This window comes from Paraburkholderia sp. J10-1, from assembly GCF_905220165.1.
GTDB lineage: Bacteria > Pseudomonadota > Gammaproteobacteria > Burkholderiales > Burkholderiaceae > Paraburkholderia.
Genome location: NZ_CAJMYW010000009.1, coordinates 42755 through 59893, shown reverse-complemented (window position 1 = coordinate 59893; position 17139 = coordinate 42755). Strand labels below are relative to the sequence as shown.

Sequence of the window (17139 nt, the reverse complement as noted above, 5' to 3'; positions counted from 1 at the left end):
CGCCAGCGCTTTGGCGAACTCAGTCTGGAATGCCGCTCTGAACGCCACTAGCGTTCCGACCTGTTTTGTTCGGCAATGTGCTAGCAAGACAGCGCAAAGCGAGCAACATGCGCGGTATTTTTTTGCGTCAAAAGCGGGAAAAATAGACTGACCGAAACAGCTTGAGGGAACCCCTGTATGACCCGCTTTCTAGACGTTCAATCGATGTCAGACCTCATCGCCGACATTGGGTTGAGTAAGTTCCTCGGAGAGTTGTCTCATGAGATTCGTGCGGACTTCATTCGTTGGCAGGAGTTTGAGAAGTCTGCTCGTGTCGCAAATCACAGTGATATCGGCGTTATCGAGTTGATGCCGGTGTCGAACGCGCGCCGGTATGCTTTCAAATACGTGAACGGTCACCCGAAAAACACCAACCGAGGTCTCTATACCGTAATGGCATTTGGGGTTCTCGCCGACGTTGAGACGGGCTATCCAGTTCTATTGTCTGAACTGACGCTCGCAACGGCGCTGCGGACGGCCGCGACTTCGCTGATGGCCGCCCGGGCGTTGGCGCGACCGGAATCGCGTCGGATGGCGCTCATTGGAAACGGCGCCCAGAGTGAGTTTCAGGCCATTGCCTTCCACGCACACTTGGGAATCAAAGAGATTGTGGTGTACGACGTCGACCCTGCAGCAAGCGAGAAGCTTGTACGCAATCTCGCCGCGTTCCCGAATCTGCGAATCATCCGGGCTGATTCGGCTAAGGAGGCCGCCCAGGGTGCCGACATCGTGACGACGGTCACTGCGGACAAGACATACGCAACCATTATCACGCCGGATATGCTCGAGCCAGGCATGCATCTGAATGCAGTTGGTGGCGACTGCCCGGGAAAGACCGAACTGCACGTAGATGTCCTGCGCAAAGCACGTGTGTTCGTTGAGTACGAACCGCAAACGCGAGTTGAAGGCGATATTCAGCAATTTGGCCCTGATTTCCCTGTGGTTGACCTTTGGCGTGTCCTGAACGGAAGCGAGGTCGGCAGGCAGGGCGCTGATCAGGTGACGGTGTTCGATTCGGTCGGCTTTGCGTTAGAAGATTACACCGCACTGCGCTACGTGCACGAGCAAGCGCTCGCGAGGGGGATTGGCTCAGCTATCGAGCTCGTGCCGAACGCGGTGGATCCCAAGGATCTCTTCACGCAGACCAGTCGAGGTAGGGCGCATGCACCTGTGCGTCGCGCTGCCTGAGTCTTTCATTGGCGCCGTGCGGTCCCGAGTGCGGTGCCTGAGCGCATCATTCCCCGAGCAACATCATCGTCATCAGCTCGGCGGTTCTCTCAATCGCAAATTTCTGCCCGATTCTCTGGTTGATTGAGAACCCGTCGAAAGCCATCCACAGTATCCGGGCGTAGACGCCATCTGACACGAGGTGAGTGCGCTCCTTCGGGACTATCCGCATCAGGATGGCAGTCACCATTGCATCAAGCGTGTGCAGCAGATCCCGTGGCTTTCGAGTGTCCGGAGGCGTGCTGGCGAGCGCCTCTATGAGGACGTTGGCGAAATGCCGGTCGGCGAGCGGGATATCGCTCCATAGTCCGATGAACAGGCGATGAAGCTGTTGCCTCGGACCGCGCAACGCAAAAACGTTCTTCTGAAGTGCTTCCACCTGCAGCAGCAGCCATGGTTCGTAGAGTTCGTAGACCACGGCAAGCTTCGATTCGAAATAAACATAGAGATTGGGACCGGTCGTCCCTGCGTTGCGGGCAATCTCACTAAGCGTTGTAGCCGCGTAGCCTTTGCGGCTGAACAGGTCGAACGCTGCGGTAAGCATGGCTCCCCGCATGTCCGCCTTTTTTACCTGAACCACACAAATCTCCTTGTTTTCATCAGGCGGTGTGCCTGCCCGAATGAGCACACCATCCTACCAGAACGCAACTAAAATTTTAATCTTAGAGTTTTTGAGCTGGCATTGTGCTCAAAACATGAGCGCGCAGAACGCTTCCCCACCCAGAATTCCACAGCGATCTGCAGATTTGATGTGTATTGCTAGATAGGTGCGGAAATCGCTTGACGGCCACTTTTTGTCAAAAAATAATTGCATTAAATATTGAGTGTGGCGCGTCGAGGGTGATCACCGGTCCGAAACCGGGTCGGTATGCCCCGCGGTTTCCATTCACTGGGGCTTTCCGTGGACGAAGTTGACAAGGAAATTATTGGGCTGTTGCGTGCCGACTCGCGGCTAAGTGTGGCGACGCTCGCCGGCAAGATTGGTGTTGCGAGAGGGACCATCAGTCATCGACTGCGAAGGCTGGAGGAGCGAAACATCATCGTGGGATACACGTTGAAATTGCGGCCCGACGCAGAACCATCCGATATCCGCGCTTGGATGGCAATTCAGGTGGACGGGAATCGGACTAACGAGGTTATCGCCGGGCTGCTGGGCGAGCCGAACGTCATCGCGTTGCACGACACGAACGGCCGCTGGGATCTAATGGCCGAACTGCGCGCGGCGTCGCCTCGCGACCTGTCGGGTGTCCTCGAGCGTGTTCGGTTGCTTAAAGCGATTCGTCACACCGAGACGAGCATTTTGCTGAGGACCTATCGGTAGGCGATCGTCCACGCGTGCAGACAACGCCTGCCGGGACGCTTTGAAATTGAGCGATCAAAAGGAATCGGAAACATGACATGCCACGTAGATGCCATCACTCAGTCGGTGATTCAGCACCGGCTTTCGGCAATCGCAGAGGAGATGGGCGAGGCAATGCTGCGCACAACTTATTCGCAGATATTGAACGCGAGTCGCGATTTTTCCATCGGCATTCTCGATACAAATGCCAGGCTGATTTCCCAGGCCGACCACATCCCCATTCATGTGGGGGCGTTGAAATGGGCGGTTAAGGCTGTAGAAGAACGGTTCGGGGGCGATATTTCTCCCGGCGACGTCGTTCTGTTGAACGACCCGTACCATGGCGGCAGTCATCTGCCGGACCTCACGGCGTTTGTTCCGGTGTTTTCCGGTGATCGGCGTTGTTTCTGGACTGTCGTACGCGGGCACATGGGCGACATTGGCGGCGCGACCCATGGCGCTTACAACCCTCATGCCACTGAGATTTGGCAGGAAGGACTACGTATTCCGCCGATGAAGCTTGTTGAGGCTGGCCGCATGCGCGAGGATGTGATGGAGATGATTCTCGCCAACGTTCGGCTCCCGCGCGACTTCCGCGGCGACCTGGCTGCGATGATTGGTGCGGCGCACTTCGGCGAGCGCAGTATGCTCGCGCTGCTCGCACAATATGGAGCTAGTGTGGTGAAGACCGCGGTCGACAATATACTCGACGGCGCGGAACGTCGTGCGCGAGAGATTGTTGCATCGTGGACCGACGGGCAGTATTTCGGAGAGGCATTCCTTGACGATGACGGTCACGGTCGAGAGGACATTGCCATTCGTGCCAGGGTTGTAAAGTCTGGGAGCACTCTCCACATCGATCTGTCTGAGTCAGACCCTCAGTCAAGGGGGTTCGCCAATTCATCTTATGCCAACACCGAAGCAGCGATCGCCATGGCGTTCGCATACCTGATTGGCCCTGAGATCCCCAAGAACGATGGGACTTTCAGGCCCATCACCACGACGCTCAAGCCCGGTACGGTTGTCTGCGCAAACAATAACGCGGCGGTAACCCTTTCGACGACTCACCCGTCAAATGAAATTGTCGAGGCGATCGTCCGTGCCCTAGCCCTCGCATGCCCTGACCGCGCAATGGGTGGATGGAGTCGCCGATTCCGGATCTCGATTAAGGGGGAGAACCCGCGAACCAACAAGCCATTTATCTGGCACATGTTCCACGCGAGGCCTGGCGGAGGAGCCAGTCCCGTGGGTGATGGGTGGTCTGCCGCAGGTGAGTGGCATTCGGTCGGCGGCATCAAATTTGGAAGTATCGAAGTCACCGAGTCCCGGTTCCCGTTGTTTTTTGAGCGCCATGAATTCCGTCGGGGTTCCGGCGGCGACGGAAAGTACCGGGGCGGGCTGGGCACGACCATGCATTTGAGGGTCGAAGTACCGGCTGTTGCGCATACAGCTGGCGAGGGAGCGCGTCATGGGGCGGCCGGCATCCTCGGCGGGGGTGACGGGAAGCCGCACGACTACACCTTGGTCAGCGAAGGCCAGATGCGCAAACTCCGCACGAAGGAATTTGGAGTTGTCATCAAGGCGAACGACGTCCTTGACGTGCGCTCGGCCGGCGGTGGTGGATGGGGGGCCCCTTCGCAACGCAGCGACTTTGCGCGCAGACGCGACGCCGAAGACGAACTGATCTGAATTCTGGCCTTATCCAAACCGCTTCTAGAAAAGGAGCACACGAAATGCCCTCGCAATACATTATTGGTATCGATGTGGGCGGTACGTTCACTGACTTCGCCGCTACAGATACGGACGGAAAAGTGACGTTCGCAAAGTCTCCATCGACTCCTCAAGATCAATCTATCGGCGTACTGGAGGGCCTTCAACGCCTGGCTGAGCAGCTTGGAATCACGTTGCCAGCAATGCTTGGTTCCACGCTCCGAATTGTGCACGGCATGACTGTCGCGACGAACGCATTGTTGGAGCGCAAGGGTGCACGAACGGCGCTTCTTACCACGGACGGGCATCGAGATGTGTTGGAAATGCGCGAGGGATTGAAGCCCGAGCGATACAACCTCGCGATGGTGCCGCCTGAACCCCTTGTGCCGCGTCACCTGAGGCTTGGTGTCCAGGAACGCGTGCGCTGGGACGGCACAGTTTCGACTGCTCTCAATGAGGCCGCGCTTCTTGAACAGATTACCTTTCTGAAAAAGAGCGGTGTGGAGGCGGTCGCTGTGTGTTACTTGCATGCGTACCGCAATGCTGTACATGAGCAGCGTACAGCGGATCTTCTACGGGAACACCTGCCGGATGTCTATGTCTCGCTCTCGTCAGAAGTGCTGCCCCAGATCAAGGAGTACGAGCGGGTATCGACCACGGTCGTCAATGCCTATGTCGGGCCCGCCATGAAGCGTTACCTGACGAACCTCGAGCACAAGCTGAAAGATGCCGGTCTTGGCAATCCGCTGCACATCATCCTTTCGCATGGCGGTATTACATCGGTCGCTGAGGCAATCAAACTCTCAGCAGCAACGGCGCTGTCAGGCCCGGCAGGTGGTATCTCGGGAACGCTTGCTTGCGCGGATATCGCGGGGACACCCAAGCTGATTCCGTTCGACATGGGGGGGACGAGTACCGACATTTCATTGGTGTCCGACGGAAATGCGGTCGTCTCGTCGGAGCGGGGCCTGGCCGGGGAGCGTATCGCATTGCGCAGCTTCGATATTCTGTCGATTGCATCGGGTGGAGGATCCATCGCACACATCGACGCAGGCGGCGCCTTTGATGTTGGACCCCAGAGTGCCGGCTCGTGGCCCGGCCCAGTCTGCTACAACCGGGGAGGGAAGAAACCCACGGTGACCGACGCGAATCTGATGCTCGGCTATCTCGACGCGGATAATTTCCTGGGTGGTCGGACGAAGCTCAATCTCCCTGCAGTGCAGAACGCGATGGGCGAACTAGGGGAGAAGCTTAATCTTTCAGCAATTGAGACTGCGTCTGGGATTCTGCGCCTCATCAACGTCAAAATGGCCGACGGTGTGCGGCTAATGACGCTGCGGCGAGGCGTAGACCCGCGGCAATATGCGTTATTGAGCTTCGGCGGTGCGGCTGGATTGCACGCGACCGAAGTCGCACGCGAACTCGACATTGCGCGCGTTATCGTTCCGACAGTGGCATCGGTGCTGTCTGCGTGGGGCATGCTCGCAACCGATCTGAGGTACGAGACAACCCGTAGCCACCTGGTCGACCTCAACCGCTTGGACGGCGCTGGCCTCAAGGCCCTGTTTGACGAAGCCGAGTCGTTCGCCTTTGCACAGGCAGACTTTGTCGACGATTTTGCGGCACCTCTGAAGGTCGAACGTAGTGCGCAGATGCGTTACGGCGAGCAAATTTATGAGGTCGACGTCAGCCTCGACGGCCTCGATTTCGACGACGCGAATCTGGTCGAGCACGTTTGCAGCCGTTTCCACGAGCGACATGAGGCGCTATACACCTATAGCTCTCCAGGACAGGAGGTCGTGCTGGTCAATGTGCACGTCGCTATTGTCGGCTCTGTCCCGCGGTTGCTCGGTAATACGAAAACATCGGCTGAAGCTAATAACAGTGTGAAGCGTCGGAAGGAAATCTTTACGGAAGGCGATTGGGTGGAGGTCGACGTTTTCGCAATGGAAAAGCTTGTATCTGGACAACAGATTTCGGGTCCGGCGGTTATCGAAGCCGAGACGACGACTATCATTTTGCATCGCGGTGACAAGGCGATTGTCACTGAGAACGGCTGGTTGGACCTCAGTGTGCGACAGAAGTAGAACGATGGCGCGTGTGGGCACACGCGCTGCGTCGGATTCCGGTTGTCGAGTAAAGCGGTAACACGGCACGCTCGCAGAAAATGCATCGACGCTGCGCGAGCGTGTGCCTCCATTTTTCTCCTATTGAATCTAAGCTATGAGCGCACCGAGCAATTTTGGCGTGACACGCCGAAACAACGTTGAACAAGCCGGCAACACGGAATCACAGCAAGGGCTTCGCCGGGTCGTCATCGCCGCGATGGCAGGAAGCGTAATCGAGTGGTTCGAGTTCTCGGTTTACGGGTACCTGGCCACCATCATGGGAAAGGTCTTCTTCCCGACTAGCTCCCCTGGTGTACAGATTATTGCGTCATTCGCCACATTTGCTATCGCTTTTCTGGCACGCCCTTTTGGCGGAATTATGTGTAGTGTTCTGGCGGATCGCTATGGACGAAAGAGCATCTTAAATGTAACGCTCTTTGTGATGGCAGCTGCGACTTTTGGAATCGGCCTTTTGCCATCGTACGCAACACTCGGAACGCTTGCCCCTGTCTTGCTTGTCGTCTTGCGACTGTTCCAGGGGCTATCGGCGGGCGGGGAGGTCAGCGCGGCAGCTATATATGTTGCCGAGCGCAGCGAAAACCATAATCGCACACTGATGACCGCCTGGGTAGAGGTCGGTGCTATGGCGGGCTTCTTGGCGGGTGCTCTCGTAAGCTACGTTCTCCATCTGATGTTTGACGACGCTACGCTTGCTGCATGGGGTTGGCGCGTACCGTTCTATTTCGCGGCTCCGCTCGCGTTGATTGGTCTTTATATCCGCCGCCGTCTTGAAGAGTCGCAAGCCTTCGTGGATGCCCAAAAGCGGGGACGCGTCGAACCAGCCACTATCCTAAAACAGGTTGCGAGGCTTGTGGGCTACAAGAAGCACATGCTGCAGGCAGCGGGCATGGTGATTGTGACCAATATCACGCTCTTTACGGTATTGAGCTATATTCCGACCTTTCTGAACCGCACTCTTCATCTAAGCGGAACAGACGCGCTAGCGATAAGCTTGTTGCCTATGCTTGTGCTGGTCCTGCTTATCCCTCTTTTCGCGATGCTTGCGGACCGCATTGGCCGAAAGCCCGTAATGATCGCGGGGAGCCTCGCTGTGCTCGTACTCGCAGCACCTAGCTTCCATCTTCTTCAATCTGGAAATCTGATTTTGCAGGTCACAGCCTTGGTCACGTTGAACGTATCCCTCGCCGCGCTGACCTCATGCATATTTGCTCAGGTACCTACGTTGTTTCCAATCAAAGTCCGCTTCATGGCGATGTCCGTCAGTTACAACGTTACGATCGCCATCTTCGCAGGAACGGCCCCTATGATTGACGCATGGCTCATCGAGAAAACGGGCAATCCAATCACCCCTGCGTACTACATGATTTTGGGATGTGTTGTGGGGTTGATCGCATTGCTCTCCTCGACTGACCAGACGGGGCAGCCCATGAAAGAAGAGTGAGTTTCCCCTCGGGTTTGCTTATACAGGGCCGGCTGGAATGCGATATCGGGGGGAAGCTCAGGCGGCAGGAACGAGCTCGTTTGTTGTACGCCACAACTTCTGGGTGAAGAAAATGCGCAGCCAGGGTGCCGGATCCAGAACCGAAGCGGCAGCTAAGTGGCATATCGCGATGTAGCTGCCGACAGTATTGGGTTCTTGCCAGCGAAAGCTATTGACACGAGCAAGTTCGACGCGCATTCCTAATCTCGATAAATGATGTTCGGAGATCATTCGGTGTGGTCCGAATACGAGGTGTTTTTATGGGGGAGCCTTGTGGCGAGGGGGGGTATGCACCTGGTGGTCGCGAGCGATATGCGGCTGGAGTCGTGCCTGTCCATCTCTTGAACGCCCTATGAAAGACCGCCACGCAACTGAAGCCGAGGGATTCTGAAATCTCGTCGAGAGTCTTTCGACCAAGACTCAGATCACGAATGGAGATGTCGCGGCGGAGGCCGTCTTTGATTTGCTGAAAAGTTGGACCTTCCGCGGCGAGCTTGCGAATCAAGGTTCTCCGCGACATGTTTAACTGCTTAGCCGCTTCATCCAGGCTTCTGTTCAGATTCGAGGACGTAAAGAGGTATTCACGCACCTTCAACTGAATCGAGTGTTCCTTGAAGTCGGTAAAGATCCAGTCTCTTGGTGCTCGAATCAAGAACTCGTGCATATCCGCCTTCTTTCTCTCGACGGGAAGGTCTCCTACTTCTGAATGAAAGACGATTGCCGACGACGGCGCATCAAACGTCACGTTCGACGGAAATAGAATCGGGTAGTCGTCGGCGAAAGGGGGGCGGGAGAACGAAAAGGCTACGCTTTCGACTGACAACTCTCTGCCAACAAGCCACGAAGCGATGCCATGAGTCAATTTCAGCAACAAGGCATGTCCGAAGCGATTCGGGGTGCTGTTTGGCGCTCGGCTGCAAAGTGCCAACGTAAGAGTCCGATCAGTCTTCTGGAGCTGCAGCTCATAGTCGTCAAGCAAGAGATTCCATACTTCCGTAAACCGGTGTAGGGCCACGCCTACCGAAGGCGCATCGATGACAACCCTGCAGATAGTTTTCAGTGCCTTGGGGCGAATGGTTCGACTCCACAGCCCCATCATTTCGTCGCCCGTGCTTGCGGCGGCGCTCTGATAGAGTTTGACCAGTTGGTCGTGGGTGATACGAGCTCCAGACGCGCGAAAGGCCGGATCCGAGATGCGGGCTTCCTGCAGGATGTGATCAAATGCCTCGGGTGAGCAGATGCGACGGAGGCTTTCCAGCAGGTCTTCGATGACTAGGAATGATACGGTCGAGATTATCGGAGCGTCGTCGCTTTTCATGGCATGCACGAATACCTCTCTTGTCATGCGAGCACCGCGTCGGATCAATTACATCCAATGATCATACCGCCCGACGCGGACATAGGAGGGAAAATCGATACTGCGCGCGTAGAACGAGGGCGCTCTTCATTTTTGTGACGGCATTAGTTGGTACCAGTCAGACTGCGGATTCATCCGTAGATGAGGAGTAGATCGAGATTTCTGATAGTCGTGTGCTTGCGGCGCCTATACCGATAGCAACCCGTGGTCTCCATGGCTGCGTGCCCTGGGCTAGACAAGGCACGCAGTTCCGGATGCGGTTCGTCGGACGGCTTGTCGACGGAGGCGTTGATGTGCGGTGTTTCGCTGAACGAGGGCGAACGCGCGGAACGATACCGACTACGTTACCGGACGCGTTCTTCGCCTCACTTGCTAGACCCTCGAGCCTTCTTCAGCCGGGCATCTTGGATGCCGGCTTGACTTTGTGGGCTCGCTTATTGACAAAGTCGCCCAGTCGTTCCTGAACGTCGATCCCCGTCTGTACTACTGCCGCCATCAATCCTTCAGCAAACAGTCCGTCGGTTGAGGCCATGTCTGCGATCCGGTTGATCGAGCTGACGATCGCATAGTTCGACAACTCCGCGTTCTCGGCGATACGCTGCGAAGTTTCGAGCGCGAAATTGTAAGCACTTACGGGGTTGCTTTCGGTACCGCAAACATAGTGAGCAAGTCCAATGCGAAGGCCTTCCTCCGCATCGACCACACGACCTGTCAGCATCATCTCGACCATACGATTGGGCGTGACGATTTTTGCCGTTCGCACCGTAGCGCCGCCGCCGGTGAAGATGCCACGCGTGCCTTCAGGCAACGAAAAATAGGTACTTTTATCAGCGATCCTGACATGGGCCGCACTAGCCAGCTCCAATCCACCACCGACAACCGCTCCCTGCATGCAAGCGACTACCGGGATGCCGCCATGTTGAATCTTGTCGAACGCCGTGTGCCATGCTTGGCACACGCGCATGAACTGTACCGCACTTCGCTGTTTGTCGTGGTGCTCTTTCAGGTCCAGGCCGGCGCAGAAATGATTGCCCTCCGCTCGCATGAGGATGACCCGGATATGCTGCGGGATGTGGGAAAAATATGCGTCGATTTCGTCGATCGCACTCTCGTCGAGTGCGTTCCGCTTCGCCGGCCTGTTCAAGGTCACCACTCCAACCTTGCCGATTTCTGAAATCTCAAGATACTTGATTGACATCATGTGCTCCCTGCTCAATCGAGGGTAAATGAATATATTGTTCTGACCAGACAATGCTTCCCGAGGTCTGGCTTTATGATTCTTTCCCGTTGCGCTCAAGGGCATGTCCTGGATGATCTGAACCCAATCCGGAATGGATCTCTCGGAACGCGTTCGTGAAATACATCGAGAATCTGCTGGGCAGACATACGACTACCTACCCGCGAGACACAAACAGAACAGGGCGCTCTCCCCACTTCTCGTCGGGTTTGGCGACACAAGCAGCGAGAAGAACGTCTTGCTTCCAGAGCGATGCTCTCAATCTCGAGTGACGATATTAATTCGCCACCGCTCTTGATCATGTCCTTACTACGGTCGGTATTTCGTAGATAGCCGTCGGCGTCGATGGTCGCGATATCCCCTGTATCGAACCAACCATCGTCCAGTGCGGAATGCATCCCAAAGTAACGTTCGATGACCCCGTTTCCTTTGAACATCAACCGACCGGGAGAGCGGCCGTCCTTCGCGACGTCGGCCCCCGAAACGTCCGGCAATTTAAACTGCAGGCCGAACAGCGGGCGACCTTGTGCTGCGAGAATGAGATTTCGGCTCTCGTCGTCAAGTCTCTGGTGCTGCGGCATCAGTCGACCCACGGAGCCGAGCAGGGAAACTTCGGTCGTGACCCAGCGTGGAAAACCACGATCCCTCGATCGCCTAGGTCCTCAATCATCTGTGGCGGGCATGCTGCACCTCCGATCACCGCTCGCTTCAGCGCGTCGAAGTGGAGGTTCCGCGAGCTCATGTATTCGAGAAGAGCTTTCCAGACTGTCGGGACGCCCGCTGCCACCGTAACTCCCGTTGAAGTACAGAGGCGATAGATCGCATCACCACCGAGATTGCCGCCCGGCAAGACCAGCCGCGCGCCAGACAACAAGGCGGAATACGGAAGGCCCCATGCTTTGACGTGAAACATCCGTCGAAGAATCGAGGTGACCACCAACGGAATCGTCACTATGCTTGTATCTGCAGGCATCATGTCTCCTTGCTCCTTTTCGCAATAGTAGGAGCATGTCTCGCCTCTTTCTATGAGGATCGGTGTCGAGAAATTTGCATTTCGGGCCAACTTCGGTGGATCCGGCAGGGGCTGAACACGATAGGAAGCGTATGGATGTCACATCTGCCTGGCGGTATGTTTGCGGCGACCGTAGGGGAGTTTGAATGCGCCGCATGCGGTTCGCTTGGCAGTAGCACTCACGTCAGGTTTGCGCGTCATCGCTGCCGTAATAGCGTCGCGCCAAGTCGAGGCGGTCGCATTCCACGGAGAGCACGATGCACGATGTCCGTGTACTCTTGCGTTGCTTGTGCAGTTCAACGCATAAGGAATGCTGTCCTATGCACCATCAGGTCCTGTAACGCACCAATATGCATGCCGCCATCACACCGCTCTTCGTCGGGTGGATGCGCGAGTGCATGCAGAATGACCACCGCGGGATTGCCATTGGTGAGCTCCGAGGAGTCGTTGCGCGGGCAAACCGGCCTCCTAGACGTGCCGGATCACCTGAGGTCGACTCTTCGCAAAAAGGGACCTTGACTCGACCCCTCAAGCCAAGGCCAAAGAGCTACGGACGGATACAGGTGGTTGCCCGTTAGCCGAAAGTTTTGCGGCTGTCGGGGCAGCTGAGATGTGCCACGAAGGCAGCACTTGCGTCATCGAGCGGTTCCCTTGACTTCTCGAGCTTTGAGCACATCACGGCGCCTTCCCATGCGTTCCAGAAGTATCGCGCGAGCGCCGTTGTATCTGCATCCTGGCGAATCTCGCCAACCCGCTTGCCTTCTTCAAGGCATTCACGGATCCGATAGCGCCAGTCGCCAAGCACGTCGAGCAGTGCTTTACGGAAATTCTCGTCCAGCGCGGCAAGTTCCTGGCTCAGGTTCCCTACGAGACATCCACGTTTAAATTTGTGTCGCTGCATGCCTCGTGCAGCGTCTTCGGTGAAAGCCTTGATTCGCTCAATTGGGGAAAGGGTAGTGTTTGTCAGATGTGTATCGAGTTTCTTCGCAAAGTATTCGCCATACGCCTGAATGACCTCGATAGCGTAAGCATCCTTGTTGTTGAAATAGTAGTGGAAGGAACCCTTTGGTACTCCAGCGAGTGCAACCAGTTCATCAAGCGAAAAATTGTAAAAGCCTTTTTCGGTCAGTATGGCTACCCCCAGCCGAACCAGCTCCGCGCGGCGACCCGTGTCGCGTTTTGTTGTTGTCGTTGCCATTTACCCGTCCTTCAAATTATCCAAGTTCGTCTACCAACGTGGCTTCTTCGCTAGTAGCGGCGACATTGCAAACAGGCCAAGTACCGGCCCCGGAAGTAGTAACAGCGAAATCCACGCACCTAACGAGTGGTACACGCTCGTCGAGGCAAATATCGAACATGCCGACAGAAAAAATCCAATACTGTTCTGCAGTGTCAGGGCGCCGCCGATTTGTTCCGGCGGGCACGCCCGCACAGAGAGGGCTGAGAACTGCGGAGAATCCGCGATGACAGCCAGACCCCAAACAGCCAGCAGCGCCAATGGAGTGACGCCATGGAACTTGTCGGCGACCAAGGGGTATATAAGACAGAGACTACCCGACACAAGGAGTGCGATAAACGCGGCGCGTGCACTTCCGAACCATTTACTGAAGAAGCCTCCCGCGACACAGCCGACCGCACCAATTCCAATAATAAAAAACGATAGTAAAGCTACATCTCTTGGGGATTCCATGGGGCCGCCGGCGACAGCTCTCACAACCAGCATCGGCACCAGCGTCCAGAAAGCATAGAGCTCCCACATATGGCCAAAGTATCCAAACGCAGCGGCCCGGAATTCACGAATTCGGAACACCGCACCTACTCCGCTGATCAGGGCGCCGGGCGCAGCACGACGGGTATATGGCCCCTCGCCAAGCGATAGAACCATCAATGCGCCCGCAACTGCCAGTAGCGACGACGTAAGGACAACAAGATGCCATGAAACGTTGTCGAGCACTCCCCTGATTGCGTGTACGGATGCTGTACCCAGCGTGAGCATCGCGACCAGCCAGGCAAGTGTTTGCGCCGCTCGCTTTGGCGCCCATGTTACGAGCAGCTTCATGCCAAGCGGATAAATCCCGGCCAGCGCAATCCCCACTCCGAACCGGAACACAATCGCTGACGCGACGCCAGAACTGCACAGCGCGAAAAGCGCGTTCAGAGCTGCACCCAAAAGTCCACATACGGCGAAAACTCTGCTGGTGGGGAGTCGATCCGCAATTCCAGTCGATGCTGAAATCAGTGTACCGACGATGAAGCCGAGTTGAACCGAGTTCGTCAACCACCCAATGCCCGTCGCGCTTAGATGCCATGAGGTCTGCAGGTCATGCATGGCCGCATTGGCGCTGAACCACAACGATGTACCGAACAGTTGCGCGATAGCGATCACCGCAATAGCGCGGCTCGCACGAACGCTCGTACCCGCCTCAGTATGGCCTGCATCAACCTGCGTCTCCACTTCGCATGTCTCCTGATGGTCGTTTTCGATTCGCCGCCCGATGGTCATCCGGCTTCCCGAAATGTCGGTGCCAGGACTTACCCGTAACCACTATAGTTTTTTGTAGACGACCAGTCAACCTAGAGCTATAACATCACTAACTGACCGGCCGTCTAGTTCATCCCATAACACTGAACGCCACCGAGCGTTTCAGACCAAGGAGACATGAGCAATGGAGAAGGTGAGCACTGGAGCAGCGGCGCCGATGGACAAACCGGCGCGGTCATACGGATTGCATGGGTTTACCCGTATGTGCGTCGTACTGGTCGAAAGGATCATGCCGGATCCATTCGTGATCGCGATTCTTTTGACCCTCATTACGTGCTCTCTAGCGGTAGCTATTGCGCCGCATGGAAGCATCGGTAACGTCGTAGTTAGCTGGTACGACGGCGTGTTCAAGATTGCCAGCTTCGCGTTTCTGGTTGCACTGACACTGGTCACTGGTCATGCGCTGTCAACATCGAAGCCGGTATCGCTACTTCTTCGCAAAATAGCTTCGATCCCGAAGACGGCAGGCGGTGCAATGGCACTTACGTTCTTCGTCTCGATGACTGGCGGATTGCTGAACTGGGCGGTTGGTCTTGTTATTTCGGCACTGTTCGCACGAGAAATCGCGAAGCGTGTTCGCGTCGATTTCGCATGGCTCGTGGCAGCCGCATATGCGGGCTGGTCGTTCTATGTGTGTGGCATCTCGAGTTCAATCGCGCTTCTGAGTGCGACACACGGCTCGCCCCTGAACATCATCGAAAAGGTGACCGGTAATGTTCTGCAGATGAAGGACTTTCTGCTTTCGCCGCTGAACTTCGTCCCCCTCCTTGTCCTCGCGGTAGTCATCCCGGTGGTGTTCCGCATGATGATGCCGCGAGACAATGAAACCATCGCTGCAGACCCCCGGCGGCTTATCGAAGAAGACGTCGTCGAAGTGTCGAAGAGTCGACCGACTACGTTGGCTGCCAGGCTGGATTCAGCGTGGGTACTAAACCTGATTCTCGTTGTCCTGGGTCTCGGTTATATCGTGATGAAGCTTGCCGTCGGGTCGTTCACGATGGACCTTAACATGCTGGTGATGATTTTCCTGTTGCTCGGTCTGGTGACGCACTGGACGCCGCGCGCGTATCTCACCGCTATCAACAATGCCGCACGAGTTGCGGGACCTATCCTACTCCAGTTCCCAATTTACGGCGGTATCATGGGAGTCATGACGGCAACCGGCCTTGCCGATGTCATCGCGAAGTGGTTTATCGGCTTCTCAACGACTCACACGCTTCCGTTCTGGAGTTTTGTGTCCTCGACGCTCATCAGCATGTTCGTTCCGAGTGCCGGTGGCCATTGGATCGTCCAGGCTCCATTCGTTGTTCCTGCCGCTCAGCACCTCGGTGTTTCGCAACACGCAGTAGCCATTTCCGTCGCGCTCGGCGAGGGTGTGGCAGACATGATTCAGCCGATGTGGGTCATTCCGCTGCTCGCGATTGCTGGGGTTGGTATGGGGCGTGTGATGGGCTACACGGTCATCATCTTCTTCATCATGTTCGCAGTGATGGGGGGGACGCTTCTCCTGCTGTAACTGGTTCGTTAAATCCTGACGCCCACTTTTATGACCTAAAGCTCATGGACGAAATGCATAACCTTGGTTTCCTGCTAGCAGCGGCGTGCCGAAAGTTCTATTCTGCGACTGCGATCGATGCTGTAGGGTCGACGTTGACCTATCAGGAGTTGTTGGAGAAAGCGAACGCAGTCGAACATGCCCTGAAGAAGCACGGCTGCCAGCAAGATGAACCTGTCCATGTCGCCGTCTCTAACCACCCATCCGATCTCGCTGGCTTCCTTGGGGTATGGTTGGCCGGAGGAGTAGTGGTTCCGATTCATCGGATGTCACCAGCCGAAATGGCCATCAGCATTCGCGAGAAGACAGGGGCCCGACTGGCGGTGGACCTCGCACGTTGTGCGGAGGCTAACGGTAGTCCGGTAATTCAGGTCGGTGAAATGCCTCCACGACCCCGGGGGGAACTCTCCAGCGCGGCACTGGTCATTTTCACGTCGGGCTCCACGGGTACCCCGAAAGGGGTCGTGGTCGGTCATCATGCTTTCTCCGGGAAACTCCGGGCAATCGACGCGATGATTCATTTCCGTCGCGGCCAGCGCACACTTCAACTGCTCAATATCACCTTCAGCTTTGGGATCTGGGTCAGCCTGCTGACCTTGATGGGCGGGGGGACCATTGTATTGCCGGAGAAATTTGTTCCGGCTCTTCTGCTGGAACAACTGAGCAACGAACGCATACATCGCGTTGGGGTTGTGCCAACCATGCTGCGAGCGATGCTTGCCGTGCTTTCGCAAGGGGTGGGCGCATGTCCGGGGTTCGTGCCGTCATGCCCAGCCCTGCGTCAGGTTCTCACGGGCGGCGAGCAATTGAGTGAGCAGTTGGCAGCGCAGGTTGCCAATCTGTTTCCGGAGACGGACCTTGTGAACATATACGGCCTCACCGAAACTTTGACGTGTGACTTCTTCCAGTTTCCGGCCGACAGACAGGCGAATCCTCACTCTTTGGGGCTTGCGTCGAGCCGTGTACGGTATCGCGTGGTCGGCGAAGTAGGGCAGGAGGCGGCTCCAGGGGAGGTAGGCGAATTGCAAATCAATAGCCCTTTCCTCATGAACGGTTATCTCGACGAACCCGCACTCACTGAATCGGCATTTGCCGGTGTTTGGTTCAAAACAGGAGACCTTGCGGCGCTCGACGGTGAAGGCCAGATCCGTCTCATGGGCCGCTCCAAGGAACTTATCTCACGTGGAGGCAACAAGGTCACCCCCATGGAAGTCGAGCGCGCAATCAAGCAGTTTGACGCGGTAAATGATTGCATGGTCGTCGGTGCGCCTGATGAGATTCTCGGCGAACGCATTCACGTTCTCATCGTCCCCAATTCAGGCTGCGCCATTGACGCCGATCCGCTGCGTGCGTTTCTCCTGACACGGCTTGACCGCTTTAAGTTGCCTGACTACATCTATGTGGGCGAGGGACTACCTGTTGGTAGAACTGGGAAGGCCGACCGCGGCGCCCTTCGAAACATGATTACAGGCGGCGCGCTCGTACCGCTTGTGGGTCGTTCGTGAAAACAGG

General features: G+C 56.3%; 13 protein-coding genes. 7 read left to right on the top strand and 6 right to left on the bottom strand.

All coding sequences use genetic code 11. The features are described 5' to 3' along the window. Nucleotides 1–177 precede the first annotated feature (177 nt). Nucleotides 178–1227 carry an ornithine cyclodeaminase gene (locus U5A65_RS25555; protein ID WP_321948065.1) on the top strand — a complete coding sequence of 350 codons (1050 nt, stop codon included), beginning with the start codon at nucleotides 178–180 and terminating at the stop codon, nucleotides 1225–1227. 46 nt (nucleotides 1228–1273) lie between these two features. Here the strand turns inward: U5A65_RS25555 and U5A65_RS25550 are convergent, their stop codons facing one another. Continuing rightward, nucleotides 1274–1846 (bottom strand): TetR/AcrR family transcriptional regulator, encoded by a 573-nt coding sequence (locus tag U5A65_RS25550; RefSeq protein ID WP_321948063.1) that lies wholly within the window; start codon nucleotides 1844–1846, stop codon nucleotides 1274–1276. 321 nt (nucleotides 1847–2167) lie between these two features. Between U5A65_RS25550 and U5A65_RS25545 the strand changes: the two genes are divergently transcribed. The 4 genes from U5A65_RS25545 (at nucleotide 2168) to U5A65_RS25530 (ending at nucleotide 7885) form a co-directional block, all read left to right on the top strand. Next, on the top strand, nucleotides 2168–2587 hold the full coding sequence (locus U5A65_RS25545) for an Lrp/AsnC family transcriptional regulator (protein WP_321948061.1): 420 nt from the start codon (nucleotides 2168–2170) through the stop codon (nucleotides 2585–2587). 72 nt (nucleotides 2588–2659) lie between these two features. Further along, the gene (locus tag U5A65_RS25540) at nucleotides 2660–4294 is read left to right on the top strand and encodes a hydantoinase B/oxoprolinase family protein (RefSeq protein WP_321948059.1); all 1635 of its coding nucleotides are present in this window, start codon (nucleotides 2660–2662) and stop codon (nucleotides 4292–4294) included. Nucleotides 4295–4338: 44 nt separating this feature from the next. Next, nucleotides 4339–6402 carry a hydantoinase/oxoprolinase family protein gene (locus U5A65_RS25535; protein ID WP_321948057.1) on the top strand — a complete coding sequence of 688 codons (2064 nt, stop codon included), beginning with the start codon at nucleotides 4339–4341 and terminating at the stop codon, nucleotides 6400–6402. A gap of 136 nt (nucleotides 6403–6538) precedes the next feature. After that, entirely contained in the window at nucleotides 6539–7885 is a 1347-nt protein-coding gene (locus U5A65_RS25530; RefSeq protein WP_321948056.1) for an MFS transporter, read from the top strand. Between the two features lie 208 nt (nucleotides 7886–8093). On the opposite strand, the gene U5A65_RS25525 is transcribed toward U5A65_RS25530, so the two are convergent. The 5 genes from U5A65_RS25525 to U5A65_RS25505 all read right to left on the bottom strand — a co-directional run bounded on the left by U5A65_RS25525 (nucleotide 8094) and on the right by U5A65_RS25505 (nucleotide 14033). Further along, on the bottom strand, nucleotides 8094–9242 hold the full coding sequence (locus tag U5A65_RS25525) for an AraC family transcriptional regulator (protein ID WP_321948054.1): 1149 nt from the start codon (nucleotides 9240–9242) through the stop codon (nucleotides 8094–8096). Between the two features lie 430 nt (nucleotides 9243–9672). Further along, nucleotides 9673–10479, bottom strand: a complete 807-nt coding sequence (locus U5A65_RS25520) for a crotonase/enoyl-CoA hydratase family protein (RefSeq protein ID WP_321938820.1) — start codon at nucleotides 10477–10479, stop codon at nucleotides 9673–9675. A 619-nt stretch (nucleotides 10480–11098) separates the two neighbouring features. Then, nucleotides 11099–11494 carry an AMP-binding protein gene (locus U5A65_RS25515; RefSeq protein WP_321948053.1) on the bottom strand — a complete coding sequence of 132 codons (396 nt, stop codon included), beginning with the start codon at nucleotides 11492–11494 and terminating at the stop codon, nucleotides 11099–11101. A gap of 610 nt (nucleotides 11495–12104) precedes the next feature. Beyond that, nucleotides 12105–12728, bottom strand: a complete 624-nt coding sequence (locus U5A65_RS25510) for a TetR/AcrR family transcriptional regulator (RefSeq protein ID WP_321943858.1) — start codon at nucleotides 12726–12728, stop codon at nucleotides 12105–12107. Nucleotides 12729–12758: 30 nt separating this feature from the next. Next, nucleotides 12759–14033: an MFS transporter gene (locus tag U5A65_RS25505; RefSeq protein WP_321948051.1), complete on the bottom strand. Its 1275-nt coding sequence runs from the start codon at nucleotides 14031–14033 to the stop codon at nucleotides 12759–12761. 163 nt (nucleotides 14034–14196) lie between these two features. On the opposite strand from U5A65_RS25505, the gene U5A65_RS25500 reads away from it, so the two are divergent. Together U5A65_RS25500 and U5A65_RS25495 are read left to right on the top strand one after the other, a co-directional pair. Further along, complete coding sequence (locus U5A65_RS25500) at nucleotides 14197–15588, top strand: short-chain fatty acid transporter (RefSeq protein WP_321948048.1); 1392 nt, start codon at nucleotides 14197–14199, stop codon at nucleotides 15586–15588. A gap of 44 nt (nucleotides 15589–15632) precedes the next feature. Continuing rightward, nucleotides 15633–17132, top strand: coding sequence for a class I adenylate-forming enzyme family protein (locus U5A65_RS25495; protein ID WP_321948046.1), 1500 nt, complete (start codon nucleotides 15633–15635; stop codon nucleotides 17130–17132). The last annotated feature ends 7 nt before the right edge of the window (nucleotides 17133–17139 follow it).